Here is a 26718-nt window from a genome sequence, read left to right as displayed (position 1 = left end):
GTCGTACGCTGGACAGGCAACCACATTGAATCAACGAGTTTCTTCCATGTCTTTAAACACGCGTTTGCTGTTCGCGCTACTTGGCTTTCCGCTTCTGGTGTACGCCATGATGGCTATTTTGCTCATGGTGCAAAGTGATACGGCTGAACGTGCGGCGCTTCACGAGCGACTTAAAGATGCCGGTGAGCTATTAACCCCCAGTTTCCAGCTTGCCATGGCAGACGCAGACTTTCAGCGTATGGAAAGGCTTTCTCGACGGCTGTTGGACCGCTATGGGCTTAGTTCTGTCAGCCTCTTCGATGAGCAAGGTAACCGTTTGTTCGTGTTAGGCCGCTCCACCCCGCCTCAGCTACGTTTAACAGCGCCCAGCGCTCCCCTGATAGAAGAAGAAGAGCATATTTGGCGACTTCTAGTCCCTCTTGATAGCGTGCTCCCCAACATAAACCCGACCGGGGTGGGCTGGCTTGAAGCCGAGGCAAACGCCCGCCCTTTGACGCTTGAACGCTACAAACTGTTGGCCAGTTTAAGCCTGGGCGGCATGCTATTAGGGCTACTGCTGTTTCTGGGTGCCTTTGCTGTCAGTCGGTATATTTCCCGGCCTATTGAGGAAGCTAACCAGGCCTTATATCGCTTATCTCGTGGCGACTATCGGCTGCAATTAACGCCTGCACGGCCAAGCGAACTTCGCCAACTAGCCGTTCATGTGAATAGCCTGGCTGAGCACTTTCAGCAGTCGCAGCGCGATATGCAGACCCAGATTGAGCAGGCGACCAGCGAATTGCAGGAATCAATGGAAACCATTGAAGAGCAAAATATCAAGCTCGACCTGGCCCACCGCAGCGCGCTCCGTGCGAATGCCGTTAAATCCGAATTTTTAGCCAATATGAGCCATGAGATACGCACGCCACTCAATGGCATTATCGGTTTTTGCCGGTTACTGAGCCGCTCCAGGTTGGATAACCGCCAACAGGGGTGGTTAGAGCACGTTCACCGTGCCTGCGACAACCTGCTAATGCTCGTCAATGACGTGCTCGATTTTTCCAAGCTTGAAGCAAATCGCCTCACACTTGAAGAAGTCGACATTGATATTGTATCGCTTTTGGATGAAGTAATTGGCCTGCATGCGCCTGAGGCGCAACGTAAACATCTGCACTTGGTGGCAATGATTTACGATGATGTGCCTACGCCGCTTAGCGGCGACCCGCTGCGTATTCATCAGGTGCTTAGTAACCTGGTCGGCAATGCACTCAAGTTTACCCACGAAGGCGACGTTATTGTTCGTGTGATGCTCGACACCCAGGAAGGCCAGCACGTGGTACTGCGTATCAGTGTTAGTGATACCGGCATTGGTTTGAGCGAAGAGCATCAAAAACAGCTTTTTAGCGCTTTTTCCCAGGCAAAACCCAGCCATTCACGCCAATTTGGCGGTAGCGGGCTGGGCTTATCGATTTGCCGCCAGTTGATTGAGCGAATGGGCGGCACTATCAGCGTGGAAAGCGAGGTAGGCCACGGCTCAACGTTCTCATTTACTCTTCCACTACTGGCTAACCAAAGCGGCGAACGCCCCGCAGAGCTTACTCTGAAAAGCCCGGTCGTACGTCTTTATGAAACCCATACGCCTACTCGCAATACGCTTGAGTACTTGCTAGAGCGCTGGGGGGCTATTCCCGTCGCCTTTACCGCTAATGAGCCCGAAGACCTACTGATGTTATGCCTGGATCAAGATGAGTTCGAAATAGAGAGGAGAGACTACTGGCGAGATTTGATTGAGCAAGCCGCCTGCCCCGTATTGATTCTGGCAAACACCACCAGCTATGACTTACCGCCTTGGGAGCTTCCTCATGGCGGGGAAATGCTCTGCAAACCTTTCACTCGCGCTCAGCTGGTCACGACATTGCGCCATTTACTGCAGCCTGCAGATAAAGAAATAGCGTCCGCTCAATCAAAAGCGCCTCCGCCTACGGACCCTTCCGTCATTGATATTTTGATTGTTGACGACAATGCCTCCAACCGTGAGCTGCTTAAGGCGCTGCTTGAAACGGATCAACTGCGTATTACGCTTGCCGATAGCGGGCATGAAGCGCTTGCCTTGGCAGTTAATTACACGGCTGACATGGTGCTAATGGATATTCGTATGCCGGGTATGGACGGCGTTGAAACCAGTCAGGCACTGCGCCGTATCAATAATCACTGGTCACGCTGCCCTATTATTGCGGTAACCGCTCATGCTTTAAACAGTGAACGTCAGCAGTGGCTGGCGGCTGGGCTGGATGATGTACTGATAAAGCCTGTTGATGAGGCGCAGCTACAACAGCTGTTGCTGCGTTTTTTGGCCGTACCCCCTTCTCTGCCTACCGTGACATCAACGGCAACCTTGCAACGAAAAGACACTACTGAATTTGCCAGTGAAGCACTCGCGGCCGTCGATTTAACCATGGGCACACAGCTTGCGGGCGGCAAAGAGAGCGTTGCCTATGCACAGCTTATACGCCTGATTGACAGCCTGGATGAAACAGAAACGCAAATGCGTGCCGCCTATGCCCAGAAAAACCTGGCGATGCTGCTGGACTGGGTGCATGGGCTCAATGGAGCAAGCCGTTACTGCGGCGCACCTGAGCTAGCCCTATTGGTAGAAACCCTTGAGACGCGGTTACGCACCAGCGGGCTCAGTCATGTGGAGAGCCTCCTGGAAGCGTTGTACACCGCAATGGCACGCTTGCGTACTCATCGAAGCAGGCTGGCCGATGGGTCTAACGCTCCAGAATGACAAAGGCAACCGCGTACTCCGCTTCATCACTTAGCGTGATATGGCTGGTCGTCGCGCCGGATGCCTGCATTAGCCGCTTGGCCTCATGGCTCAACTGCAAAAAGGGCTTCCCCAAGGGGTCATTAACCACTTGGATGTCCCCCCACTGCATGCCGCCTCGAAGGCCAAGCCCTAGTGCTTTTACAAACGCTTCTTTAGCGGCAAATCTTTTCGCCAAGTAAGCCACCGGTTCGCCTTTTTGCTGCCATATCGCGTATTCGTCAGCTCCCAAAATACGCTGAGCAAAACGTGGCCCATGACGCTCAACTGCCCGGGTAAAACGCGCCACCCGGGCAATATCGGAACCAATCCCCACAATCATCTGTTAGTGACCACAGCAGTCATGATGACCATGCGTATGCTCATCTGCATGCTCATGGCTATGTTCATGATCGTGAGCATCTAAAGCCGCCATCAACCCCGCTTCCTGGCCTGCAATAATAAGCCGCTTCATTTCCTGAACAGCCTCTTTGAGGCCAACAAACAGCGCGCGAGCAATAATGGCGTGCCCGATATTCAGCTCATTCACCCCAGGTAGTGCGGCTATCGCTTCTGCATTATGGTAATGAAGGCCATGCCCAGCGTTAACCACCAGCCCCAAGGAAACGGCCTGAGTCGCTGCTGCGGTTAAACGCTGATACTCAGCATTTGCGGCGTCACTCCCCAGCTTCTCTTCTGCATAAGCACCGGTGTGCAGTTCAATCGTTGGGGCACCAGCGCGATGAGCCGCATCAATTTGCGCTTCATCAGGATCAATAAACAGCGATACGTCACAGCCTGCGTTTTTCAGCCGCTCGCACGCTTTGGCAACCGCATCAAAACTACCGACCACATCCAGACCGCCCTCTGTGGTAAGTTCTTCGCGTTTTTCAGGTACCAGGCATACGTGTGCAGGGCGCACCTCTTCAGCCAACGCGAGCATCTCTTCGGTCACTGCCATCTCTAAATTCATACGGGTATTCAACACGTCCGCCAACAGCCTGACATCGCGAAGCTGTATATGGCGGCGGTCTTCGCGTAAATGCACCGTAATGCCATCTGCGCCCGCTTCTTCAGCCAACAAAGCAGCCTGTACCGGGTCCGGGTAGCGGGTACCACGTGCCTGACGCAGCGTGGCGATATGGTCGATATTAACGCCCAGTAGAATACGCGGAGGATGCATAACTATCTCCATTCCAAAAAAGTCATAAGCATGAACTATGGCTGACGCCGGCGGGCCAGTGCCATCATTAGCTCCCGAGAGCGCAGCGCAGCAGACCCCAAATGCGGTGCTAGTGCCGCCCGCATGACTGACTTAAGAACGCTTGCTAGCCCCGCATGTTGCCAGTCACCCTGCTCAATATAACGCAATGCACGCCCTTCAAGCCCCTGCTCTGCGGGAAGAAAAGCACGGCTTTGTGCATCAAACCGATAGCGGGCTTGCGGGTCCAGCACATTATTATCTGGCGTACAAAAACGCGGGGTAGCTTCAAGCGCATCCAGCAATGCCCACTCATACCGCCGCAAGGCAAGAGCGCGCTTGGAAGGCATTGGCAGCGCTTCAAGCAGCGCCGTATAGAAGGCAAAAACATCGGGCGCAGCAAGTTCCAGGGGCAGCAGCCGGGTGGCGATTTCATTCGCGTAAAGACCGCATAGGAGCCCCTCTCCTGCCAGTAATGCCGTTTGTCCACGCGACTCCATCAACGTGAGGCGTTTCAAATCGCGTTCGCCGCGCCAGCTAACAAACAGCGGCGTAAACGGCTGTAGTCGTTGACGCGACTTGGACCCCGGCCGCTGCCCTCCGTGGGCAACAGCGCGAATACGGCCATTATTAAGCGTCAGTAAATCGACTAACGCGCTGGTTTCACGGTAGGGTTTACGATGCAGTAAAAAAGCGGGCTCCGCTGACATTGCGACACTCAATCGAGGTCGTAACCCAGGCTTTTCAAGGCACGCTCGTCATCAGACCAACCGCGCTTCACCTTGACCCACATATTAAGCATGACCTTGGTACCCAGCACGCGCTCCATATCCAGGCGCGCCTCGCGGCCGATGCTCTTGATCCGGTCACCGTTTTCGCCGATCAGGATGACTTTCTGCCCTTGGCGTTCCACCAGAATCAGCGCACTGATATGCGTGACGCGCCCGGCTTCGCGGAACTCTTCAATCTCAACGGTCATCTGGTAGGGCAACTCGTCACCCAACTGACGCATGACTTTTTCACGCACCAGCTCAGCGGCCATAAAGCGCAGGCTCTTGTCGGTAATCTGGTCTTCCGGAAAGAAGTGCACGCTTTCTGGCAGGTGTTTAGCCACTTCCTCTTCCAGCGTTTCTACCTGGGTGCCGTGCTTGGCTGAAATAGGTACAACGGCTGCAAACTCACGCCGCGCGCCCACTTCAGCAAGCCAGGGTAGTAAGTCGCCCTTATCCTGTAGACGATCCACCTTATTGACGGCCAGAATAACCGGTGCCTTAACATGCTCAAGACGCTTGAGCACGGCCTGGTCTTCGTCAGTCCAGCGGGTACGATCAATAATAAATACCACACAGTCAACATCACGAAGTGCTTGGGTAGCCGCCTGGTTCATAAAGCGGTTGATGGCTTTATTACGGTCTTTGGACATGATGTGCATGCCCGGTGTATCCACGTAAATAAACTGCGTATCTTCAACCGTTTTAATACCCATTACCTGATGGCGCGTGGTTTGCGGACGCCGAGAGGTAATCGAGATTTTTTGCCCCAGAATACGATTCATGAGGGTTGATTTGCCTACGTTAGGCCGTCCAACAATGGCCACAAAGCCGCAGGATTGGCTCATGATTTGTCTCCTGGTTTTTTCTCAAGGTACGAAAGCGCTTCTTCTGCCGCTTGCTGTTCAGCATGGCGGCGACTAGGGCCTTTACCGGTGGTATGCTTGCTTAGTAGCTCAATGTAGCACTCCACGGTAAAGGTCTGGGCATGCGCCTCGCCCTTTACAGAGACCACTTCATAGCGCGGCAGCGCTGACTGACGCGACTGCAAAAACTCTTGTAAGCGTGTTTTAGGGTCTTTCTGGGTATCTTGTAACGAGATATTCTCTAGACGCTCGGCGTACCAGGAAAGCACGCGCTCCCGGACAACATCCATGCCGGCGTCCAGGTAAATGGCACCAATTATCGCTTCAACCGCATCGGCGAGAATCGACTCACGGCGATGCCCTCCGCTTTTCATTTCCCCCGACCCCAAGCGCAAGCATTCTCCAAAGGTCATTTCACGGGCGAGCTCAGCAAGTGTTTGGCCTTTCACCAAACGCGCGCGAAGGCGCGATAACTGCCCTTCCCGCGCTTGAGGGAAACGTTGAAACAAGGCTTCTGCGATAACGAAATTAACAATTGAATCACCCAGAAACTCCAGGCGCTCATTGTTACGACCACCGTAGCTTCGGTGCGTCATGGCCAGTTCCAAGAGCGTCTCGTCGCCAAAGGTATGGCCGATTCGTCGGCAAAAAGCGTTTAAAGGATTACTCACAAGGCTCCTACGTCATTGACGTTAACTATTAGTGACATGACTAACCAGGGCTGACATAAACTTATTCATTCAATGCGTCGCACCGTATTAAAGCTGGGCAACCCGCCGTCCCAATGCATCCAAACAGCAAATGCACGACCCACGATATTCTCTTCCGGCACAAACCCCCAGTAACGGCTATCGTTGGAGTGATCGCGATTATCGCCCATCATGAAGTAGTGACCTTCAGGCACTTCAACTTCGCGCATTTGCGGTCCTGGGTCGCGGGGGTTGTTGTAGATAGTATGGCGCACGCTACCCAACTGCTCTTCTAATAATAGCTCTTGTGGCGAGGCATCGGGGCCTTCTTCCAATAACGTTTTAGTGACCAGTTCGCCGTTCACATAAAGCTGTTTATCTTCGTAGCGAATACGGTCGCCCGGAAGGCCTACCACCCGTTTGATAAAGTTGACCGATGGCTCATCCGGGAAGCGAAACACCATCACATCGCCACGCTCAGGCTCACCAACCTCCAAAATACGGTTGTGAACCACCGGCAAACGCAAGCCGTAGGCAAACTTGTTCACCAGGATAAAATCGCCTACTTCCAGCGTAGGCCGCATTGAACCCGATGGAATTTGAAACGGTTCGACAATAAAACTGCGTACTACCAATACCACCAGAAGTACCGGGAAAAAAGAGCGCGCATAATCGACCGGCCAAGGCTCTTTTAAAAGTTTTTCCTGTGTTGGTGCATCGATGTTCCCAGCAGCGGCTTCCTCTGCTTTCGCCAACCGCTCACGACGCTTAGGCCGCAGCCAAATCACATCGATAAAATAAACGACCCCTGAAATTACAACGGCCAGTACCAGCAGTAATGAAAAATCCATAAAGGAAACCTTCCCTAGTCGTTAACCTTGAGCACAGCGAGGAAGGCATCCTGGGGAATTTCAACGCGCCCCACCTGCTTCATCCGTTTTTTACCGGCTTTCTGTTTTTCCAGCAGTTTTTTCTTACGGCTTACATCACCGCCATAACATTTTGCCGTTACGTTTTTACGCAGGGCTTTTACGGTAGAGCGCGCCACTACCTGACCACCGATAGCGGCCTGAATGGCCACGTCAAACATCTGGCGCGGAATCAGCTCTTTCATTTTTTCGACCAGCAGCCGGCCGCGGCTATGGGCATGATCACGGTGAATAATCACCGCGAGGGCATCTACCTTTTCGCTATTGATCAGCACGTCCAGGCGCACCAACTTGGCCGCTTCGAAACGCTCGAAATTGTACTCAAGCGACGCGTAACCGCGTGAGATGGATTTCAGGCGGTCGAAGAAATCCATGACCACTTCCGACATCGGCAACTCATAGGCTAACTGAATCTGGTTACCCAGGAACTGCATGTCTTTCTGGGTACCGCGGCGCTGCTCACACTCGGTAATGACGTTACCCACAAACTCCTGAGGCACCAGAATACTGGCCCTCACGATGGGCTCACGCATCTCATCCACGTCTGCCATATCCGGCAGTTTGGAGGGGTTGGAGATGTAAGTGACATCACCATTCTTCATCGCAAGCTCGTATACCACGGTAGGTGCCGTGGTAATCAGGTCAATATTGTATTCGCGCTCAAGCCGCTCCTGGATAATCTCCATGTGGAGCGTGCCCAGGAAACCGACGCGAAAACCAAAGCCCAGAGCATCCGAGTTTTCCGGTTCATACTCTAAAGAGGCATCGTTAAGCGCGAGCTTTTCAAGCGCATCCCGGAAGTCTTCGTAGTCATCAGCACTGACGGGGAACATCCCGGCATACACCTGAGGTTTCACCTTCTGAAAACCAGGCAGACGCGGCACGTCGGGCGTTTTGGTATGCGTGATAGTGTCACCCACCGGCGCACCGTGAATCTCTTTAATGCCTGCGACAATAAAGCCCACCTCACCCGCGCGCAGGATATTGGTCTCTTTGCGCAACGGAGTAAAAATGCCCACTTCAGTGGCGTTCCAGTCGCGGCCCGTTGACTTGATACGGATCTTGTCGCCCTTGCGCAGCGTGCCATCAAACAAGCGCACCAGCGAGACTACGCCCAGATAGTTATCAAACCAGGAGTCAATGATCAATGCTTGCAGGGGGGCATTCCGGTCACCTTTGGGCGGCGGAATATCACGCACCAAACGTTCAAGCAGTCCTTCAATGCCGATACCGCTTTTGGCGGACACCTGACAAGCGTCTGTGGCGTCGAGACCAATGATTTCCTCAACCTCTTGCGCCACCTTGTCCGGGTCGGCCTGGGGTAAATCGATTTTATTGAGGACCGGCAATACTTCCAGGCCCTGCTCGATGGCGGTATAGCAGTTAGCCACCGACTGCGCCTCAACCCCTTGGCCCGCATCTACGACCAGCAGCGCCCCTTCGCAGGCATACAGTGAGCGCGATACTTCATAGGAGAAATCCACGTGGCCTGGCGTATCGATGAAATTAAGCTGATACACCTCGCCATCGGCCGCAGTGTAATCGAGCGTCACCGATTGCGCTTTAATGGTGATACCACGCTCGCGCTCAATGTCCATGGAGTCGAGCACTTGCTCTTTAAGCTCACGCTGGGTCAATCCACCGCAGGTTTGGATCAAGCGATCAGAGAGCGTTGATTTCCCGTGATCGATATGAGCGATAATTGAGAAGTTTCTTATGTTCTTTAAATTACTGCTAGAAACGTCGTGGGACATCGAGAGTGGTCTGCCTTAGTGGTACGTAAGCGGCTTTATTACCAGCCGCCTCGAGAGTTTAAAGCCCGAAAACAGCTGGCATGTTGGCCACTTTGCCTATTTCCGTTAAAAAGATAAGCGCTATTGTAGCGATATGTGCGGGATAGGAACAGCAGTCCGGCGAGAACCGCCGGACTGGGTAGGCAGAGAAGGTCTTATTCCAGGCGTAAAGCTAAAAACAGTGAGCGCCCCTCACGGTAAACACGTACTGGAATTGCCCGATCACTGGGTAGCTGTTCAACAATGTCTAACAACTCATCCGGAGAAGACACGCTGCGGTGATCAACACTTACCAGTACATCGCCAACATGGAGGCCCGCTTGAGCGGCAACGCTATCCGGCTCAATCTGACGCACTGCAACGCCCCCCTCAATATTTAGGCGCTCACGCATCGCGTCATCCAACTCGGCAACCGAAATGCCCAAACGCACCTGATTGTTGCTTTCATCACCCTGTGTGGCTGCTTCGGAATCGGGCCAATGCCCCAGCGCTACCGTCTCCGTTACCTCTTCGCCATCGCGCATTAAGGTAAGCTCCACATCACTTCCAGGCGTAACACGGCCAATTAAGCGCGGCAGCGTGCTTGAGCGATCAACCTCTTCGCCATTGACGCCAGTAATCACGTCGCCAGCACGCAAGCCGCCTTGCGCTGCAGGACCTTCCGGGTCAAGGTCAGCAATGAGCGCCCCACTTGCGTTTTCCATACCAAAGGATTCGGCCAAATCCTGAGATACAGGTTGAATCATGACGCCTAGCCAACCGCGATCAACGCGCCCCTCTTCACGCAGTTGATCAGCAACGTCCATGGCGACATTAATGGGTATCGCAAACGAAAGCCCCATAAAGCCGCCGCTACGGGTAAAGATTTGCGAGTTAATCCCAACGACTTCTCCGTCAAGATTAAACAGCGGCCCACCGGAATTACCTGGGTTGATCGCCACATCCGTTTGAATAAAAGGAACGTAGGCATCACGCGGCAATGTGCGATTAATCGCGCTGATAATGCCTGCAGTGACGGAATGATCAAACCCGAACGGAGAGCCAATCGCAGCTACCCACTCACCCACTTTAAGATCGTCAGAATTGCCAAGATTCAAGACCGGTAATTCAGAAGCATCAATTTTTAAAAGTGCAACGTCGGTCTGAGCATCGCTACCGATCAACTCAGCGGAAAGCTCTCGATGATCATTCAAGCGCACCAATATCTCGTCAGCATCCTGGACAACGTGGGCGTTAGTCATGATATAGCCATCATCGCTAATCACGAACCCAGACCCCAGCGACTGACGCTCTTCACCACGCCCTTGTCCGCCACTACCTGGCGGGGTTGGAAAACTATCGCCGAAAAAATGCCGGAAAATCTCAGGTATCTCTTGCCCACCGAACCCACCCATTGAAGGGCCACTACTGCGTTGCACGGTACGGCTGGTTGAAATATTGACAACGCCTGGCGCGGCCTCTTCAACTAACTCTGTGAAATCGGGTAAATTATAGGCATAGGCATTTTGGCCTATCATCAATAATGTGGCCATGCATAGCCATAATGCGGAAGGAAGAACCAAGCGCTTCATGTAAGAGCTCCTAATAAAGCAGACATCAAACGAAGGGAGTGCAACTCACCATGAGATGCAGGACGCCTAACTGACCAATTGAGGGCGAAAGCGTTCCGTTCGCCCGCTAAGCAATTTTTTTAAAATCACACATCCAATGAACAGCGTCATAAAAAAACTGGCGGGCGCCCACCACTCAGTCCCACCTAACGCTGCAACCCCTCCTGACAACAGTAGCGCAACCAATAACGGCAGCGCATAGACAAGCAAGGCTAACAGGGTAATATCGGAACGGCCAAGAGTAAGCGTTACGCTTGTGCCAAGCGGGTAGTGCTCGCAAAGTTGGGAGGCATAAGGAGTTTTGACTTCAATACGCTGGTGCTGCTGACGCGCCAACACGCCCATGCCACATCCACGGCCCTGGGCACACTGCTGGCAACTCTCTTTAACCGACACATCGACTAACAGCCCACGCGGGGTGTAGCCAACAACGCGACCGGCACGCAGCAAGGCATCACTTTCAGATTTCATCAACGCATTAATACCTTGGCTGGACTGATTGAGCTGTAGAACATGCGCACAATGTAAATAAGAAAATTTAGTCAAACTCAACCGATTGAACAATACGCTGAAGCATTGAAGGGGGAACTTCACCAATACCGACGAGCTGCCAGTACTGCTCGCCTTCAGCATATTCGTCAACCGCTATCGACGAAACACCAATTTGGTGAACGCCGCGATTCAACTCTTGCGGCCCCGCTTGAGGCTCGGCAAAAATACTAATGGTGGCCAAACCGTCGCTATACAAACGCTGATGCGCCTCGTCATCCTGGGAGAATGTCGGCTGAGCGACAAACCCTTCGGGCAGCCATGAAGGCTGCCAAGCGGGCTCTGTGCTGACGGGCAACGCATCAATGACAACCTGACCTGTATAACGCTCGGGCTCATTTAATTGTGTTATTTGAAAGGTTTCTAAAATACGACCCGTTGAATCGCTTAGCACGTGTTTTAACAATAAGCCGGTTGCATTATCCAACCACCACTCATGGGTATAACGCTGCTGGTCATGCGGCTCAAATCGAAGCGTTGCCGCCTCGCGCCCAGCGACTCGGACGTCTTCATCCAGCGAAATATCGTAAAACTGAGAAGCGTGGTCAACCCACCCTTCCAGAGAAGGGAACGCACCGTTTTCGCTTTTTTCTGACCAAGCCAGCTGTCCTACGCGGGAGCGGCGCTCGACGCTTACAGAAGGGCCATCAAGCTGCTGAACAACTTGCTGGCGAACACCATCCTGAATGCGATGAGAAAGCGCTAGCGTGCGCACATCAATGGCATTAATCGCCACGGCCCGCGCTTGAAACGTATAACAATGGCTCGCCTGTAAACTTCTTTCCAGCCACACCTGAACATTGCCAGATGCATTTTCAGAGGGCACATCCGCACACATGCCCCGTTCATCAGTTTGTGCATAGAGCTGTAAAGGCAACAGGCTAATGCTCAATAACGCAGCAGAAGCCATCCACCTGTTTCGCCAGGTCACCATCATGCGGGTTTATTCCCTTATCTATCGGTAGCCACTCTTAGCCTGCTGTTACTGTTACCTGCCATCTTTCAAATGCCTATCTCGAAAACAAGGCATTTTCCCGAGTTATACCTTACGAATACGTGTTTAAAATGCGTATTCAGGTGCCTCACTCCGGAAACATTGTCATAACAGGTTAGCGTTGGCCTAGCGGTTCAGTGACAGAAGAACGCATCAATGGCATCCAGCTTTCGCCATTGCCATAAGCGGCACCCTGAGAATGCTGCTCCAGATACGACTGCAGAAGCCTGATCTGATCAACATCGATAGTGGTACCTTGCTGTGCAGGAGCACTTTGAGCCACGGCGGCTGAAGCAAAGCCCGTTTCGCTTACGTTCATTAGCCCGTTTTGCGCTTGACCATTAACCCGAAAAGGCGTTGGTTCAAACATCGGCATGCTGGCAGAGGTCATTGACGCTGGCTGCGAGGCGGCAAGGTTGACAGGCTGAACCTGACCCGCTGCACCTCCGCCCGTCGAGGACGTTGCCGCAATAGTGTTGCCTGGCTCAATACTTTCACCGTCAGCACCAAAGAACTGAACACCAGTAATCACCATAAGTGATACCGCTGCTGCAACACCGGCGCCGCGAGCAAAAGAGATGTTACTTGACCGAGCAGGGGTTGACGCTGGGGCGTCAGCCATCATCGGAGCAGGTTCATCCTGTAAACGCGCCATAATACCGGCGGAAAGGTCGGCGCTCACATCAACACTCCGCTCACGCTGCATCATGCTACGAGCCAAGTGGTAACGTCGCCACGTATCTGCCGCATCAGCATCATTTGGCAGTGCCTTCAACACTCGGCGTAGTTCCAGCTCATCACTTTCGCTATCCATTAATGCTGAAAGCGATTCCCGTGTGTTTTGACTCATACTTCACACCCTCACACTGTGTTAAATGAAGCCTTACCGCAGCACGGCAAATAAGCAGCGACCGCTGTAACAACTCCACTGGCCAAGATCTGATAACAACTCGCTTAGTGCAACGCACCTCGCATGATGCTGCCTCATTCTTTGGTACATCAGCCGCTTGATGCGACATGGTAGCTCTAAAGCGTCACGGCTGCTTGTTCTCATCCGTTCAACGGAAGCAACTGATGAGTATGACGCTTTGCCTGCCAGACAGTTCACAAAAAAAGGAAAAACGTAATTTTCTGTGTCCTGACCGTTACCTGTAACTTCTATCGGCAACTTCCAGCAGCACTGTGTTTATTCAGTTCTATCGACCACTATTCGTCGCGACTGTTCCGTGCGGTCGTCACTAACGGTCGAATGTGTTCATCCACCGCTTCACGCGCGCGAAAAATCCGCGAACGCACAGTCCCCACTGGGCACTGCATTACCTGAGCAATATCTTCGTAGGCAAGGCCATCCAGTTCGCGCAGCGTAATGGCCGTACGTAGATCGTCCGGTAACTTTTCAATCGCCTCAAAAACGGCGGCTTCAAGCTGATCACGTGCGATAGCGGCTTCTGGCGACTCGGCATCTGCCAATCGGCCACTCTGGTCGACAAGCTCTGCATCCACGATGTCCAGGTCGCTACCAGGTGGCCGTCGGCCCCGAGATACCAGATGGTTTTTAGCCGTATTGATAGCAATGCGATACATCCAAGTATAGAAAGCACTTTCAGCACGAAACTTACCGAGCGCTCGATAGGCTTTGATAAACGCCTCCTGGGCCACGTCCTGGACCTCAGAGTGATCGTGTACGTAGCGACCGATCAAACCAATAATTTTATGCTGGTATTTTTTTACCAGCAGATCAAACGCGCGCGTATCACCTTTTTGGGCACGTTCGACAAGCTGTTGATCCGTTTCCCGAGTGCCCATTCACACGCCCCTCCAGCTCGTACGACATGCGTCGAGCCCTATTTCTGTCACCCCTTTTGAGCGGGCCTTCACAGCAAGCAGCATAGCGTCCCTTGGGCATTAATTAATGACAATGATGACAGCGGCGACCAATATGCCGCTGTGTTTATGATTCATAACGCTAAGTGTTACGCGTTCTGTACGAGGCATCAAGCGCTTACACACTACTTGCAAAATCTTGAAGCTGACACTGCTCAACGCTTTCAAGTTCCTCAAGAATTGATTTTTACCACCCTGACACGCCATAGTAGGCGTTATTTTTCGCTCACTGCGCACGCATAGGTAGCTAGATGTCAGAACAACAGGTCCATAACCTTAACGTCCTCGCTCAGGATGTCCTCACCACGCCCGACGCACTCAAGCGGGCGGTTCCTCTTACCGATACCGCTGAACGTACGGTCATTGAAGGGCGTCAAACCATTCAGAATATTCTGGATGGTAAAGATCCACGCCTGTTAGTTGTCGTCGGCCCCTGCTCTATCCACGATGTAGACGCAGCGCTGGATTACGCCCGCCGCTTGCGCAAACTGGCCGACCAGGTCAGCGATAGTCTTTATATCGTGATGCGCGTGTATTTTGAAAAGCCTCGCACAACGGTCGGCTGGAAAGGCCTTATCAACGACCCGCACCTCAACGACTCCTTTGAGATTGATGAAGGCCTGCATATTGCGCGCAAGCTGCTGGTCGACCTGGCGGACATTGGCTTGCCGCTGGCGACCGAAGCACTCGATCCCATTTCGCCTCAATATCTGCAAGACTGTATCAGTTGGTCAGCGATTGGTGCACGTACCACTGAGTCACAAACCCACCGCGAAATGGCCTCAGGCCTCTCCTCACCGGTCGGTTTTAAGAACGGAACCGATGGCAGCCTGGACGTCGCTATCAATGCGCTGCAGTCCGTGGCGAGCCCGCATAATTTCCTGGGCATTAACCCAGCCGGTCAAGTAGCCATTATTCGCACCCGGGGTAACGCATACGGCCACGTCGTTCTACGGGGCGGTAACGGCAAACCCAATTACGACAGTGTTAGCGTGACGCTGGCTGAAAAAGAGCTTAAAAAAGCCAATCTTTCTGCCAATATCATGATCGACTGTTCTCACGCCAACTCTAATAAAGACGCGGCTTTACAGCCATTGGTATTGGAGAACGTGACCAACCAAATCCTTGAAGGCAACACCTCTATCATCGGCCTGATGGTGGAATCCAATATCGGCTGGGGCAATCAAAAAGTCCCCGCGGACCTAAGCCAACTGCAGTACGGCGTCTCCATTACGGATGCCTGCATCGACTGGGATACGACGGTAGAAACGTTTACCCGCATGAACGATAAGCTGGCACCGGCACTTGCCAAGCGCATTGCGCAGTAACCTGACTGCATGCACATGCCCCGCTATGGCGTATGCCATAGCGGGGGGCAGATGATTACAGGTGGCTTATGGGTGAATCTCGCGCCTGAACGGTGGTAAAGCATCCAGTAGCGCCTGACCGTAGCGCCGGGTAATCACACGCTTGTCCAACAACGTAATGACCCCCTGGTCGCTCTCTTTACGAATCAGCCGCCCACAGGCCTGCACCAGTTTAATCGAGGCATCCGGCACGCTAATACGCATAAACGAGTTCCCGCCCTGGCTCTCGATCCACTCGGCAAGCGTCGCCCCTACCGGGTCATCCGGCACTGAAAACGGCAGCCGCGTGATCACCACGTGGGTCAAATAGTCACCAGGCAGATCAATCCCTTCAGCAAAACTGGCTAGCCCAAAAATAATACTGCCTTTGCCCTTGTCGACCGCCGCGCGGTGCCGCTCAATTAACTCTCGTTTGGGCAGCGCATCCTGGGCAAGCACCCGCTCTCTGATGGCCGCTGGCAGACTTTTCTCTACCGCGCGAAGCTGCGCACGAGAAGAAAACAGCACCAGGGCCGCCTCCTTATCGGTCAATTGCGTGACAAACTGAGCGATCGCATTTTCATGTGCATCGCGATCACCCGGGTCCGTCGCCTCCTTTGGCACACGCAGCACCGCATTGGCATAATCAAACGGGCTGGGCAACGCCTGGTAGCGGTACCGATTAGCTAACCCGGCGCGCTCCTGAATGCGTTCAAATCGACCCAATGCAGTCAGCGTTGCCGAGGTGACCACTGCGCCATGGCAGCGCCCCCACAAATGCCTGGCAAGTGTATGGGCCGCTGATACAGGGCTTGCAGAAAACTCAATCTCGGGCTCACCCGCCACCCGACTTAGCGTAAGCCACCGAGCACTTGGCGGCACGTTAGGGGCATCCTGTTCACTAAACGCTTGCCATAAGGCGTGGGCTTCCAGGGCGCGGCCATGCAGCAGGGCGACCAGTGGCAACCAGCTTTCCGCTTGTTCGCGATCAAGCCCGGTCTGCTTATCAGGATCAAGGCTTTCACGCAGAATCTCGCTGATGCTTTCCAGACAGCGCGAGAGCGTGGCAAACATCACCAGCAGTTGCTGCGCCTGTTCACGCAGTGCATCAGGCACCTGGCCTTTTTCAAACCGCGATTGCAGTATGTTTTCTTCATCGGACAGCCCATTGGGCCGCCCTGCCAGCTGGTGCCCTACGCTAAACACATCGCCTAGCACAGGTTCCAGGCCATGGATGGCCTCGGGCAGGCTTGCCAGTAAGCGCGCGATGGTGGGCTGCACCGCCAACGCCTGATTCAGGTCGGTCAAACTGCTTTTAAGCGTGTTTAACCAACGCACACAGCCGTGTACGGCAAACCGGTGGGCGAAATGCGAAAGCGCCTTATCAGGCAGGTGATGGCCTTCATCAAAGACAAAAATGCAGTCGGCAGGATCCGGCAAAATCGCCCCACCTCCCAGCGCCAAATCCGCCAGTACCAGGTCATGGTTGGCAACGATGACATCCGCATTTTCAAGATCACGACGCGAGCGAAAAAAGGCACAGGCGCCAAAGTGGCCACAGCGCCTACCGGTGCATTGGCGGTGGTCTACCGTTAGCCGCCGCCAGTGGGCATCATCAATGGTGGTGGGCCAGTTATCGCGGTCGCCCTCCCACTTCCCCTGCCCATAGGCGTCCGTCATATCAGTGGCAAGCACGGTAAAATCGCTACTTTCGGTTTGCAGCGACTGCTCGAATAGCGAAAGCGTCGGGTTAGGCTCAGCGCCTTCCATTACCTGGTCCAGCTTGGCCACACACACATATCGGCCGCGACCTTTCGCCAACGCGTAGCGAAAGGCAATGCCACTATGGCTGGCAAGCGCGGGCAAGTCTTGATTCAGCACTTGCTCTTGCAAGGCAACCGTAGCGGTCGAAATGACCAGCCGCTTACCACGCGCTTTCGCAATAGGTAATGCAGCGATCAGATACGCCAGCGTTTTGCCGGTGCCGGTGCCCGCCTCCAGCACACAGACATGGCTGTCACTGGTGCGCTTGCCTTCGCTATCGCTTTCGATATCCCCTAACGTGCGGGCAATCTCAGCAATCATCAGGCGCTGCCCGTAGCGTGGCGTCAGCTCAAGCTTTTCCACCACGCGACGATAAGCGTCCTGAATATCGCTTTTTAGGGCATCATCAAGCATGTGCTTTACAGCATACCTTCCGGCGGATGTTCGCAGGGCAGTTTGCCGTTGATATAGCGTTCTATCTCAGGCAATGAGAAGGCATCTTCTTCGCCCACAAAGCTGATGGAAACGCCTTTGGCACCTGCACGACCGGTACGACCAATACGGTGAACGTAGTCTTCCGGGTCTTCAGGCAGCGTGTAGTTGATGACGTGGCTTACGTCTTCAATGTGAATTCCACGGCCTGCCACATCCGTAGCAACCAGTACTTGAATATCACCTTCGCGGAAACGCTCAAGCGTAGTGATGCGCTGGCTTTGCGGTACGTCACCCGACAGCATGGCCGCACTGATACCGGCTTTTTTCAGCAGCTCATCCAGCTTACGAACCAAATCGCGACGATTACCGAATACCATCACACGCTCAAAGCTCTCTTGCTCAAGCAGGTTTACCAGCAGACGTTGCTTATCGTCGTCCGAGACGAGATAAACACGCTGGTCAATATCCGCCTGGTTTTCAACCGTGACTTCAATCTCAACGTGGGCTGGGTTAACCGTCCACTGATTGGCCAGATTGAGAATATCGTCGGTAAAGGTGGCAGAAAACAGGAACGTCTGGCGCTCTTCTGTCTTCGGCGTGTAGCGAATAATACGCTTCACGTCAGGAATAAAGCCCATCGACAGCATACGGTCGGCTTCATCCAATACCAGCACTTCCACTTCAGAAAGGTCGATATCGCGCTTTTGATGGAAGTCCAGCAAGCGGCCTGGCGTTGCGACCAGGATATCAATCTTTTTGCCCAAACTTTCGCGCTGCTTTTGATAGTCCATCCCACCAACAACGCTGGCCACGTTCAACTGCGTAAAGCGAGCAAGCGCCTTGGCGTCTTTTTCGATTTGCAGGGCCAACTCACGCGTAGGCGCAATAATCAGTGCTCGCGGCGCACCGGGCTTTTGACCATTAGGTGCAGGCTCTTCAAGGAAGTACGCCATTACCGAGATCAAAAATGCAGCCGTCTTGCCGGTACCGGTTTGCGCTTTACCCACTATATCGCCACCCAGCAGCGTTGCACGTAGCGCTTCAGCCTGGATCGGTGTGCAGTATTCAAACCCTTGGGCATGAATGGCGCGCATCAACGGTAGCGGCAGATCAAAGTCATGAAAGCGCCATTTGCCAGCCACGGCAGGCACCTGAAACTGACGAAGATCCCAGCTAGACTGGCGGCGACGCGGTTTCCGACGGCGACGTTTCGGCTTGCGGTTCTGGGCCGATGCTATGGTCTGTTCCGACTCGCTCATAGGCTATGTATCTGTCCATTACTGTGAATGTTAGGCATCACGAAGCGCGTATTGTATCAGGGGTTGGCGCTAAGAGCGCGTCCTGCTGTCGAAGGTAGGCCAGAGCCTGTTAGAATATGGCTTAATTCGACATAAGGAGCGCGACATGACGCGTAAGAAAAAAACACGTTCTTTGGCTGACAAGGTGACGATTCGCACCGGGCGCCGCAAAGACTATAAACAGTGGCGCCATGATAACCCCGACCAGGTGACCTCTTCACGCCGTTTTGTCGCCAAAAAGCAGCAGCAGCGTAAACTTCAGGCAGAGCGCAAGCTGGCGCGCCAACAGGAGGGCCAAAGTATCGCCATCCATCCTGACAAAGAGGCGGATCATACGCCAGAGGATAAATCGTAATGCGATTGGTTTCTTTCAACATCAACGGCATCCGCGCTCGGCTTCATCAGTTGCAGGCCTTGATTGATACCCAGCAGCCTGACGTTATAGGCCTGCAGGAAACCAAAGTACAGGACAGCGAGTTCCCCCTGGCCGATGTAGAGGCTATGGGCTATCACGTCTATTACCATGGGCAAAAAGGCCACTATGGGGTGGCGTTAATGTGCCGCCAAAAGCCCCAGGACATCTTTTATGGCTTTCCCGATGATGGCGAAGAAGCGCAGCGGCGCATGATTGGCGTACGCTTGCTGGCTGACGACGGCGAATCCGTCACCGTTTGGAACGGCTACTTCCCACAGGGTGAAAACGTTAGCCATCCGACGAAATTTCCCCATAAAGCGCACTTTTACCGCCAACTCACAAGTCTGCTCAACGAACATTACCGTGCGGACGAGCGTCTAGCGATTATGGGTGATTTTAACATTTCACCTGAAGATCAGGATATCGGCATTGGCGAGGCAAGCCGCAAGCGCTGGCTGCGTGAAGGCAAAGCAAGTTTTCAGCCGATTGAGCGCGAATGGCTGGAGGGCATCAAAGCCTGGGGACTAACCGACAGCTATCGCCTTTGCTACCCAGAGAACAATGAGCAGTTCAGTTGGTTTGATTATCGTTCCAAAGGCTTTGACCGCGAGCCCAAACGTGGCCTACGGATCGACTATATTCTAGTAACACAGCCGCTTGCCGACTGCATTCAGGCAGCGGGGATCGATTATGAGCTGCGCGCTATGGAACGCCCCTCCGACCATGCACCGACCTGGAGCGATTTTGCGATTACGCTCAGTCCTTCTGACGTTAATTGAAATTGGCCAGCCACTGGCTGGCTTCTTCATCGCCCAACTCAGCTGCCTGAAAAAGTGCCTGCTCGGCCTGCTCTTCATTTCCCCAGGCATAAGCCAACTGCCCATATTGGCGCCAGTCCTTGGCCGCTTGGGTATATTCAGCCAATGCCTGCCAGGCACTTAGCGCATTGTCGACGTGCCGGGCCTGTTGCCAGGACGTGGCGAGCAAGCGTAACGAGTGCTCATCTCGCTCAAGCTCCCCCTTCGCCAAGGCATTTTCCACATGTTCAGCGGCCCGCGCAGGCGTTCCTCCGCTTCGATGCAACTGAACCAGTAGCCAAAAGTCATCCTTTGTTTCCAGCTTGCCCAACTGCCACGCCATTTCCCACAAGCCAGCGGCAACGCCTGGCTGGCCTGCCTGCTGGGCAAGCCCCGCTGCCTGCTGCCACGCGTCTCTATCGCTTTGTGGGCCCAGACCTTCAACCAACCAGCCAAGCGCCTGTTCGCTTTGCCCTGAATGTCGTAGTACGGCAAGCGCCAGCGCTTGCTGGCTCTCATCAAGCGCTTGTGTTTGCTCAACGGCCTGATTCAGCTGCTCAGCGGCAGCATCCCACTGCGCCTCTTGCGCCATCAAACGTACCAACTGCCATAGCGCGGCGATATCCTGCTCGCTCTCTAGCCATTCGCTCAATAAATCAATGGCCTGCTCATTTTGCCCCGCCACACGCCGCAGCGACGCTTCTTCACGCAACCAACGCGCTGCCTGCTCTGTACCCACACCGCTGGTCTGACGCGCCAATGCGAGATGATCAGCGGCCTGAGCAGGCTTTTCCTGGCGAGCCAAAGCGCTTGCCGCCAGCTGATGGTAGAGCGCACTGGCCCAACGGTCAGAAACATTTCCTCCAGCCAATCGATTCGCCTGGGCGGTGGCGCGTTCAGCCACAGTCTCAAACGCACCACTTTGCAACTGCTCTTGCTGCGTTTTCAAATCACGAATGATGTCACCCGAAAGCGGTGCATCGGCCTGGGCGGCAGAAGCCCAAACACTGAACATTAGAATCCATGCTAAACGCTGCATTCCGCTACCTCAATTGAAACTCTATGCGCTGTGTGGCACGCCGGATCTGCTGGCTGCTGGCAAACTGCCACTGCCCAATAGCCTTTTGGGCGGCGTCATCAAATACACGCCGTGGCTGAGAATTCGTTACTCGAACGGAGGACCGGTCAACGCTACCATCGCGACGAATAATAAATTCCACCTCAACGAACCCTTCCATACCTCTGCGCTGCGCGCGCGGTGGATAATTAGGGTTAACACGATTGGTAGGCGCTACCTGCCCGACACTTACTGGCTCGTTGGAAGGCGGCGCTTCGGCTACCGGGGCCGCTTCACGCTGAGCGGGTGCCTCCGTGGGCGTTGCTACTGGCGCTGCTTCCGTCGGCGGCTCTGGGGACGGCTCAGGTGCAGGTTCCGGCTGCGGTGCGGGCTGAGGCTCGGGCGCTATTTCCGTTAACTCCGGCAGCTCATCATCCATCTCCACCGGCTCGACGGGTACGTCAGGTAGCTCTACATCAGGCAGCGTAATAGCACTATCGGTTACCGGAGGCGGCTCGGGTGTCGGCATGGGCGGCGGCGCCTGCTGAGGCGTGGCTTGCGCAGGCTGTGGCGCTGGCGCCTCTTGCTCAGGCGCCACTTCTGGCGCTTCCACCATATTCATGGTCATGGTCATTATCGGCGTTTCAGGCTCGCTTTCTGGCGGCGTTACCAGTAGCGCCAGCAGCCAAAATAGACCCACTGCCAGCGTAATTCCCACCAGAAAGGACACCGCATGACGCATCATGGCGCACTCCGGCTCGCAGCGACGGCCACCTGCTCTACCCCAGCCTCTTTAAGGCGATCCATAACTTCAATGAGCAACCCGGTCGTCGATGCCCGGTCCGCCTGGATCACGGCAGACCCTTGCTCGGTCAACATACCGGCCACTTCCCGCCCTACGTGATGGACATCCACTGGCTTACCGTCCACCCAGACAGCACCTTCAGGCGTAATAGCCACCAGCACCTGCGCTTCCGGGCGTGGACTCGCCGCACTCGATTCCGGGCGTTCAATCTCGATACCGCTCTCTTTAATGAAGCTGGTCGTTACGATAAAGAAGATCAGCATAATGAACACCACATCGAGCATGGGCGTCAGGTTGACTTCATTGCTTTCTGCGTTTGCGTCCATTGAACGGCGTCTACGCATCACTCTCCTCCAAGGCACGTGCCAGCCGGTCATGCAACCGCTGATCTTCTCGACGAATCACATGCTCTAAACGACTAATAAACAGAAGCCCTACGACCGCAATCGCCATGCCGGTTAACGTTGGCAGCGTTGCACGCGCCACGCCATCGGCCATCGCGCGCGCCTGATGCGTGTCACTCATCGAAAGGCTATCAAATACGGTAATCATGCCGGTAACAGTACCCAGCAGGCCTAGCAAGGGGCAGAGCGCGACCAGCAGTTTTAACCAGGGCAGCGGACGACGAAGCCTGGCCACTAGTGCTTCTGTCCACACGTGGCGTAGCGTGCGCGCGCTCCAGCTGCGGTGGTCGCGGCGCTCCGCCCAGCGACGAATCAACTGCCGGCGGGCGGAACGCCAGGTAATGCGGTAGTACCACCAGCGCTCTATCGCCATGCCGAACACCAGCACCGCGACCAACGCTAGCACGACCAGAACCGCACCACCGGCATCGACTAACCGCTCTACCGGTTCAAGCCAGAGAGGTAGCGTGGGCATATCAATTCACCGACGTAGCATGAGCAGTAGATTGAGCTTCCAAATGATCCGCCAAGGTCGCACTCGCCTCGCCTTCAATCACTTGGCTTAAGTGACGGCTGCGGCTTGAAAGCGCCGTTTGCGCAAACAGCAAAGGCACCGCCGTAATGAGGCCCAGCACCGTGGTGACCAATGCCTGGCTAATCCCTCCTGCCATGAGCTGCGGATCGCCGGTGCCAAACACGGTAATCGCCTGAAACGTTACAATCATGCCGGTCACCGTACCTAACAACCCCAGCAGCGGTGCAATAGCAGCCAATAACTTAACAATGGGCTGCCCCCGCTCAATGCACGGCAACTCTGCCAGTACCGCTTCATCCAAACGTGCTTCTAACGCTTCAGGGGTTTGGTGCTTATCCATCTCTTTAAAGCGAAGCAACACGCGGCCTAGTGGGTTATTCGACTGCAACTGATTAAGCGACTGACGTTGGCGGCGCACGCGAAGACTCTGTAGCACCAAGTAGGCATATTGCCCCAGCGCCACCAGCAGACCCAACACCCCCAGCACGACGATGACATAACCGACATACCCGCCCTGCTGGAAACGCTCCCACAGGCTAGGACGTTGAGAAAGCGCCTGTAAAACGGGGCCTTGAGTGGGGTCAATCAGGAATTCCCGGCTTTCTCCCTGGTGGTAAGCCGCGAGCACACTTTGAATTTCGTCTGGCGTACGCGGCGCTTCGGCCAAATGACTAACGTCACCATCTTGCTGAAGTAGTGCATTTTCCGTAAACGCGGCGAAGTCACCCAATCGAACCACGTTACGGGGCGCGATCGCGCCGCTGGAATCCGCGACCGGAAGCTCCAAACGTTCAACCTGCCCGGTTTTTGCAGCCAGCGTTGCCAGGCTGTCGACCACGTTTTCTAGCTGACGACGTTCAAGCACTTCCGCGCTATCCAGGCGAGGCGGCAGTATCTCTTCTTGCAAGGTTAACCAGCTATCTTCACCCAATGCGTTGCGCACTTCGGTACTGTGTCGCGCAAGGTTGGCCAACAAGCCGGAAAGCGCTTCACCCTGTTCGTTCTGGCGCTCGGTTAACTCACTGGCCTGCTCAGCCTGCTCGGTTTGCTGGGCTTGCAGCGCCTCACGCTGCTCCTCGGCTGACTGGTGGGCGGCGCGTGCCTCTTCAAGCGCTGCATTTAACGCTTGCTGATCTTCCAAAAAGCGCGCCAAGCGCTCCTGGTCACGCGCCTCAGCGGCCTGGCGTGCTTCGCGTAGCGATGAAACAGGCTCACTTTGCGCCGAGACGCCGAAACTGACGGCGACAAGCCCCACCAACAAACCAGCACTTACCAGGCGTTGCAGACGTTGACGATTGACGCTCATGGCTGACCTCCCTGCTGTTCTGCAACGGTAATGGATAGCGGCAACCTCAATAGATCCGGCGTTCGCTGGTCAGCGGCGATGCGCAGACCATTGCGGACTTCGCGCCGTGCTCGCTCATCCAACGGTAGCCATTCATGGTTGGCGGCATCCCAAACTCCGCCTTCCCGAGCGTCTGGCGTCAGGTAGTAAAATCCAATTCTACCGACGCGTAGATAATCTACTTCCCGAGCATTGCCTTCAGGGCTTTGCAAACGTCCGCGCCAGTTATCAATGTCACGGCCGTATTCAAGCTCTACTCGCCATGCTTCTAATAAGCCGTTGATCCGCTCAACGGTGTTGCTGCTCTGCGCCTCATCAGAGTGCACGACTCGAGCCAAGCGCTCATCGCGCAAGAACGGCATATCCTGCTCAATCCAGCGCGTTAGCTGTGCTTGCATATCCTGCTCGATGAGCGGTAGCGCCGCGCGTGTCTCTTCCAGGGTATTCAGTGCAGTACTTAAACGCTGCTGACGTTCGGCTTCTTCTACCAAACGCGCACTTAGCGACGCGTTTGCGGCCTCCATTTGGCGAGTCTCACGCTCTAGCCGACGTAACTCTTCTAGCGCGCCCCGGGTCTCTTCATCGGCTGCATCAATTTGCTGCTGCAGGGCCGCCTGGGTTTGTTGGGCTTCTACGCTCTGGGCCGCCTGGCCCGCTGTTTCATCGCTTGCCATTAGCCCACCGCTGACTAGCACGAAGGCTAAGCAACACGTACGCACGGCAAAGAAAGACCTGTTCAGCACGTCGACTCTCCGTTACTGCCTAGCGAGCTTTACCATTAGCCACACTAGAAACCAATTAAGTATAAGAACGATTTGCGTTTAAATTCTACGCGTTAGCCTACCACCATCTCAACAAATGACAATATTTATCATTAACATTAAGACGTTTTTTTGCTTTATTTTGAGTATAAAAAAGGGCGCCAAATGGCGCCCCGCTTATAATGGTGATGCTTGATGTCTTAAACGTTCAACATGACACATGTCTTTATGGCTCAGTCTTTATGGCACGGCCTTTATGACACGGTCCTTATGACATAGCCTTTGGTTAGCGGCGCGAGTGGAAGCTCCCACGCCTGCTCACGGCTTACCCATTTGGCTTCAGCGATTTCAGCGGCCGCCTCTACCGGCTCATCAATCACCAGCCCATAGAGCTGCGCTTCAATCGTCATGCCAGGCTCATTCGCCGCCGGGGCCTTCTGTACGCCCAAAGGAAGCAGCCGGTCTTCAGTGACATGCAAACCGAGCTCTTCTTTAAGCTCGCGACATAGTGCTGCCAGTGCCGTTTCACCCGGGTCGATCTTACCGCCCGGCTGCATAAAGAAAGCGGTGCCCTGTTTACGCACCAGCAGCAGTCAACCATCCAGGTCACTTACAACCGCCGCTGCGATTTTCAGTACACTGGCCGTGTTTGGCGTTACATCTGGCATGGCCCTTCCCTCTTTTTACCGCTTACCGGATGAGACTATTAAAACTCCCAGTCATCATCTTCAGTGGCAATGGCTTTGCCAATAACGTACGAGGAGCCAGAGCCTGAGAAGAAGTCGTGGTTTTCATTCGCGCTGGGCGACAGAGCCGCCATAATCGTCGGGTCAACGTCGGTCACGCTACTGGGGAACAGCGGCTCATAGCCCAGGTTCATCAGCGCTTTGTTGGCGTTATAATGAAGAAATTTCTTCACATCTTCCGACAGCCCCACTTCGTCATACAGTGACTCGGTGTAGCGCACTTCATTATCATACAGCTCAAGAAGCAGCTCATACGCGTAATCCTTGACTTCCTGCTGACGCTCGGGCGTGGCTTCTGCCAAGGCTTGCTGGAATTTGTAGCCAATGTAGTAACCGTGTACCGCTTCATCGCGAATAATCAAACGAATAAGATCAGCGGTGTTGGTTAGCTTGGCGTGGCTGGACCAGTACATGGGCAGATAGAAGCCCGAATAGAACAAAAAGGACTCCAAAAATACGCTGGCCACCTTGCGCATCAACGGGTCATCAGAGCGATAGCGCTCCAGAATCAGTTCTGACTTAGCCTGGAGCGTGGGATTCTCTTCACTCCACCGGAAGGCATCATCCACATCGCGCGTGGCGCATAGCGTCGAGAAAATCGAGCTGTACGAGCGCGCATGCACCGACTCCATAAACGCAATATTGGTGTATACCGCCTCTTCATGGGGTGTGCGAGCATTTTCCATTAGCACCGGAGCACCAATGCTGCTTTGGATCGTATCCAGCAGCGTCAGGCCTGTAAACACGCGAATGGTTAGCTGCTTTTCCTGCTGGGTCAGTGTGTTCCACGATTGAATATCGTTGGAAAGCGGCACCTTTTCCGGCAGCCAAAAGTTACTGGTCAGGCGATTCCATACTTCAAGATCCTTGTCATCCTGAAGACGGTTCCAGTTGATCGCATTCACCCGCGATAAGCGTTGCGTGGTAGTCATGAAATAAC

Annotated in this window: 26 protein-coding genes; 4 read left to right on the top strand and 22 right to left on the bottom strand. The window is 54.3% G+C overall.

What is annotated here, in order from left to right; all coding sequences use genetic code 11:
- Positions 1 to 46: 46 nt before the first annotated feature.
- The gene (locus FKN99_RS02465) at positions 47 to 2767 is read left to right on the top strand and encodes an ATP-binding protein (RefSeq protein WP_172116411.1); all 2721 of its coding nucleotides are present in this window, start codon (positions 47 to 49) and stop codon (positions 2765 to 2767) included.
- On the opposite strand, the gene acpS is transcribed toward FKN99_RS02465, so the two are convergent.
- The 12 genes from acpS to rpoE all read right to left on the bottom strand — a co-directional run bounded on the left by acpS (position 2751) and on the right by rpoE (position 13992).
- Complete coding sequence (gene acpS, locus FKN99_RS02460; RefSeq protein ID WP_172116410.1) at positions 2751 to 3128, bottom strand: holo-ACP synthase; 378 nt, start codon at positions 3126 to 3128, stop codon at positions 2751 to 2753. The two genes, FKN99_RS02465 and acpS, sit on opposite strands and share 17 nt — an antisense overlap.
- A gap of 3 nt (positions 3129 to 3131) precedes the next feature.
- A complete protein-coding gene (gene pdxJ, locus FKN99_RS02455; protein ID WP_172116409.1) occupies positions 3132 to 3968 on the bottom strand; it encodes a pyridoxine 5'-phosphate synthase in 837 nt (278 codons plus the stop codon).
- 35 nt (positions 3969 to 4003) lie between these two features.
- The gene (gene recO, locus FKN99_RS02450) at positions 4004 to 4696 is read right to left on the bottom strand and encodes a DNA repair protein RecO (RefSeq protein WP_172116408.1); all 693 of its coding nucleotides are present in this window, start codon (positions 4694 to 4696) and stop codon (positions 4004 to 4006) included.
- 8 nt (positions 4697 to 4704) lie between these two features.
- Positions 4705 to 5604: a GTPase Era gene (gene era / locus FKN99_RS02445; protein WP_172116407.1), complete on the bottom strand. Its 900-nt coding sequence runs from the start codon at positions 5602 to 5604 to the stop codon at positions 4705 to 4707.
- Positions 5601 to 6293 carry a ribonuclease III gene (gene rnc / locus FKN99_RS02440; RefSeq protein ID WP_087109215.1) on the bottom strand — a complete coding sequence of 231 codons (693 nt, stop codon included), beginning with the start codon at positions 6291 to 6293 and terminating at the stop codon, positions 5601 to 5603. Before rnc ends, era begins: the two co-directional genes overlap by 4 nt.
- Before the next feature lie 65 nt (positions 6294 to 6358).
- The gene (gene lepB / locus FKN99_RS02435; protein ID WP_172116406.1) at positions 6359 to 7162 is read right to left on the bottom strand and encodes a signal peptidase I; all 804 of its coding nucleotides are present in this window, start codon (positions 7160 to 7162) and stop codon (positions 6359 to 6361) included.
- Between the two features lie 14 nt (positions 7163 to 7176).
- Positions 7177 to 8994 carry a translation elongation factor 4 gene (gene lepA, locus FKN99_RS02430; RefSeq protein ID WP_172116405.1) on the bottom strand — a complete coding sequence of 606 codons (1818 nt, stop codon included), beginning with the start codon at positions 8992 to 8994 and terminating at the stop codon, positions 7177 to 7179.
- 194 nt (positions 8995 to 9188) lie between these two features.
- On the bottom strand, positions 9189 to 10604 hold the full coding sequence (locus FKN99_RS02425) for a DegQ family serine endoprotease (RefSeq protein ID WP_172116404.1): 1416 nt from the start codon (positions 10602 to 10604) through the stop codon (positions 9189 to 9191).
- A gap of 66 nt (positions 10605 to 10670) precedes the next feature.
- The gene (locus FKN99_RS02420; RefSeq protein WP_172116403.1) at positions 10671 to 11114 is read right to left on the bottom strand and encodes a SoxR reducing system RseC family protein; all 444 of its coding nucleotides are present in this window, start codon (positions 11112 to 11114) and stop codon (positions 10671 to 10673) included.
- A gap of 67 nt (positions 11115 to 11181) precedes the next feature.
- Complete coding sequence (locus FKN99_RS02415; protein ID WP_172116402.1) at positions 11182 to 12129, bottom strand: MucB/RseB C-terminal domain-containing protein; 948 nt, start codon at positions 12127 to 12129, stop codon at positions 11182 to 11184.
- Between the two features lie 172 nt (positions 12130 to 12301).
- Entirely contained in the window at positions 12302 to 13036 is a 735-nt protein-coding gene (locus FKN99_RS02410; protein WP_172116401.1) for a sigma-E factor negative regulatory protein, read from the bottom strand.
- A gap of 356 nt (positions 13037 to 13392) precedes the next feature.
- Entirely contained in the window at positions 13393 to 13992 is a 600-nt protein-coding gene (gene rpoE, locus FKN99_RS02405) for an RNA polymerase sigma factor RpoE (RefSeq protein WP_172116400.1), read from the bottom strand.
- Between the two features lie 329 nt (positions 13993 to 14321).
- On the opposite strand from rpoE, the gene FKN99_RS02400 reads away from it, so the two are divergent.
- The gene (locus tag FKN99_RS02400; protein ID WP_172116399.1) at positions 14322 to 15398 is read left to right on the top strand and encodes a 3-deoxy-7-phosphoheptulonate synthase; all 1077 of its coding nucleotides are present in this window, start codon (positions 14322 to 14324) and stop codon (positions 15396 to 15398) included.
- A gap of 66 nt (positions 15399 to 15464) precedes the next feature.
- Here FKN99_RS02400 and dinG read toward each other — a convergent pair whose 3' ends face one another.
- Both dinG and rhlB read right to left on the bottom strand, forming a co-directional pair.
- The gene (dinG, locus tag FKN99_RS02395; protein WP_172116398.1) at positions 15465 to 17594 is read right to left on the bottom strand and encodes an ATP-dependent DNA helicase DinG; all 2130 of its coding nucleotides are present in this window, start codon (positions 17592 to 17594) and stop codon (positions 15465 to 15467) included.
- A gap of 5 nt (positions 17595 to 17599) precedes the next feature.
- On the bottom strand, positions 17600 to 18874 hold the full coding sequence (gene rhlB / locus FKN99_RS02390; RefSeq protein ID WP_172116397.1) for an ATP-dependent RNA helicase RhlB: 1275 nt from the start codon (positions 18872 to 18874) through the stop codon (positions 17600 to 17602).
- 145 nt (positions 18875 to 19019) lie between these two features.
- Between rhlB and FKN99_RS02385 the strand changes: the two genes are divergently transcribed.
- Together FKN99_RS02385 and xthA are read left to right on the top strand one after the other, a co-directional pair.
- Positions 19020 to 19268 carry a hypothetical protein gene (locus FKN99_RS02385; protein ID WP_172116396.1) on the top strand — a complete coding sequence of 83 codons (249 nt, stop codon included), beginning with the start codon at positions 19020 to 19022 and terminating at the stop codon, positions 19266 to 19268.
- Positions 19268 to 20107 carry an exodeoxyribonuclease III gene (gene xthA, locus FKN99_RS02380; RefSeq protein WP_172116395.1) on the top strand — a complete coding sequence of 280 codons (840 nt, stop codon included), beginning with the start codon at positions 19268 to 19270 and terminating at the stop codon, positions 20105 to 20107. Before FKN99_RS02385 ends, xthA begins: the two co-directional genes overlap by 1 nt.
- Here the strand turns inward: xthA and FKN99_RS02375 are convergent.
- The 8 genes from FKN99_RS02375 to nrdF form a co-directional block, all read right to left on the bottom strand.
- A complete protein-coding gene (locus tag FKN99_RS02375) occupies positions 20100 to 21164 on the bottom strand; it encodes a hypothetical protein (RefSeq protein WP_172116394.1) in 1065 nt (354 codons plus the stop codon). The two genes, xthA and FKN99_RS02375, sit on opposite strands and share 8 nt — an antisense overlap.
- Before the next feature lie 4 nt (positions 21165 to 21168).
- Positions 21169 to 21927: an energy transducer TonB gene (locus FKN99_RS02370; protein WP_172116393.1), complete on the bottom strand. Its 759-nt coding sequence runs from the start codon at positions 21925 to 21927 to the stop codon at positions 21169 to 21171.
- On the bottom strand, positions 21924 to 22331 hold the full coding sequence (locus FKN99_RS02365) for an ExbD/TolR family protein (protein ID WP_172116392.1): 408 nt from the start codon (positions 22329 to 22331) through the stop codon (positions 21924 to 21926). Before FKN99_RS02365 ends, FKN99_RS02370 begins: the two co-directional genes overlap by 4 nt.
- Positions 22324 to 22866: a MotA/TolQ/ExbB proton channel family protein gene (locus FKN99_RS02360; RefSeq protein ID WP_172116391.1), complete on the bottom strand. Its 543-nt coding sequence runs from the start codon at positions 22864 to 22866 to the stop codon at positions 22324 to 22326. Before FKN99_RS02360 ends, FKN99_RS02365 begins: the two co-directional genes overlap by 8 nt.
- Before the next feature lies 1 nt (position 22867).
- Complete coding sequence (locus FKN99_RS02355; protein ID WP_172116390.1) at positions 22868 to 24232, bottom strand: MotA/TolQ/ExbB proton channel family protein; 1365 nt, start codon at positions 24230 to 24232, stop codon at positions 22868 to 22870.
- The gene (locus FKN99_RS02350) at positions 24229 to 25014 is read right to left on the bottom strand and encodes a DUF3450 family protein (RefSeq protein ID WP_172116389.1); all 786 of its coding nucleotides are present in this window, start codon (positions 25012 to 25014) and stop codon (positions 24229 to 24231) included. Before FKN99_RS02350 ends, FKN99_RS02355 begins: the two co-directional genes overlap by 4 nt.
- A 272-nt stretch (positions 25015 to 25286) precedes the next feature.
- Positions 25287 to 25616, bottom strand: a complete 330-nt coding sequence (locus tag FKN99_RS02345) for an NUDIX hydrolase (protein ID WP_319941219.1) — start codon at positions 25614 to 25616, stop codon at positions 25287 to 25289.
- A 122-nt stretch (positions 25617 to 25738) separates the two neighbouring features.
- On the bottom strand, positions 25739 to 26710 hold the full coding sequence (gene nrdF / locus FKN99_RS02340; protein WP_172116388.1) for a class 1b ribonucleoside-diphosphate reductase subunit beta: 972 nt from the start codon (positions 26708 to 26710) through the stop codon (positions 25739 to 25741).
- Positions 26711 to 26718 lie beyond the last annotated feature (8 nt).

The organism is Halomonas hibernica (genome assembly GCF_013183775.1).
Taxonomy (GTDB): Bacteria; Pseudomonadota; Gammaproteobacteria; order Pseudomonadales; family Halomonadaceae; genus Vreelandella; species Vreelandella citrativorans.
Note: the sequence above shows the minus strand (reverse complement) of the source record. Positions and strands in the feature narration are given on the sequence as shown.

Coding starts and splice junctions, on each gene's coding strand:
- lepB (WP_172116406.1), bottom strand. CDS start 7,162: ATGGATTTTTCATTACTGCTGGTACTGGCCGTTGTAATTTCAGGGGTC.
- rpoE (WP_172116400.1), bottom strand. CDS start 13,992: ATGGGCACTCGGGAAACGGATCAACAGCTTGTCGAACGTGCCCAAAAA.
- acpS (WP_172116410.1), bottom strand. CDS start 3,128: ATGATTGTGGGGATTGGTTCCGATATTGCCCGGGTGGCGCGTTTTACC.
- FKN99_RS02370 (WP_172116393.1), bottom strand. CDS start 21,927: ATGATGCGTCATGCGGTGTCCTTTCTGGTGGGAATTACGCTGGCAGTG.
- lepA (WP_172116405.1), bottom strand. CDS start 8,994: ATGTCCCACGACGTTTCTAGCAGTAATTTAAAGAACATAAGAAACTTC.
- nrdF (WP_172116388.1), bottom strand. CDS start 26,710: ATGACTACCACGCAACGCTTATCGCGGGTGAATGCGATCAACTGGAAC.
- FKN99_RS02465 (WP_172116411.1), top strand. CDS start 47: ATGTCTTTAAACACGCGTTTGCTGTTCGCGCTACTTGGCTTTCCGCTT.
- rhlB (WP_172116397.1), bottom strand. CDS start 18,874: ATGAGCGAGTCGGAACAGACCATAGCATCGGCCCAGAACCGCAAGCCG.
- pdxJ (WP_172116409.1), bottom strand. CDS start 3,968: ATGCATCCTCCGCGTATTCTACTGGGCGTTAATATCGACCATATCGCC.
- xthA (WP_172116395.1), top strand. CDS start 19,268: ATGCGATTGGTTTCTTTCAACATCAACGGCATCCGCGCTCGGCTTCAT.
- FKN99_RS02375 (WP_172116394.1), bottom strand. CDS start 21,164: ATGCAGCGTTTAGCATGGATTCTAATGTTCAGTGTTTGGGCTTCTGCC.
- FKN99_RS02360 (WP_172116391.1), bottom strand. CDS start 22,866: ATGCCCACGCTACCTCTCTGGCTTGAACCGGTAGAGCGGTTAGTCGAT.
- era (WP_172116407.1), bottom strand. CDS start 5,604: ATGAGCCAATCCTGCGGCTTTGTGGCCATTGTTGGACGGCCTAACGTA.
- FKN99_RS02355 (WP_172116390.1), bottom strand. CDS start 24,232: ATGAGCGTCAATCGTCAACGTCTGCAACGCCTGGTAAGTGCTGGTTTG.
- FKN99_RS02415 (WP_172116402.1), bottom strand. CDS start 12,129: ATGATGGTGACCTGGCGAAACAGGTGGATGGCTTCTGCTGCGTTATTG.
- FKN99_RS02400 (WP_172116399.1), top strand. CDS start 14,322: ATGTCAGAACAACAGGTCCATAACCTTAACGTCCTCGCTCAGGATGTC.
- FKN99_RS02365 (WP_172116392.1), bottom strand. CDS start 22,331: ATGCGTAGACGCCGTTCAATGGACGCAAACGCAGAAAGCAATGAAGTC.
- FKN99_RS02385 (WP_172116396.1), top strand. CDS start 19,020: ATGACGCGTAAGAAAAAAACACGTTCTTTGGCTGACAAGGTGACGATT.
- FKN99_RS02420 (WP_172116403.1), bottom strand. CDS start 11,114: ATGAAATCTGAAAGTGATGCCTTGCTGCGTGCCGGTCGCGTTGTTGGC.
- recO (WP_172116408.1), bottom strand. CDS start 4,696: ATGTCAGCGGAGCCCGCTTTTTTACTGCATCGTAAACCCTACCGTGAA.
- dinG (WP_172116398.1), bottom strand. CDS start 17,594: ATGCTTGATGATGCCCTAAAAAGCGATATTCAGGACGCTTATCGTCGC.
- FKN99_RS02410 (WP_172116401.1), bottom strand. CDS start 13,036: ATGAGTCAAAACACACGGGAATCGCTTTCAGCATTAATGGATAGCGAA.
- FKN99_RS02425 (WP_172116404.1), bottom strand. CDS start 10,604: ATGAAGCGCTTGGTTCTTCCTTCCGCATTATGGCTATGCATGGCCACA.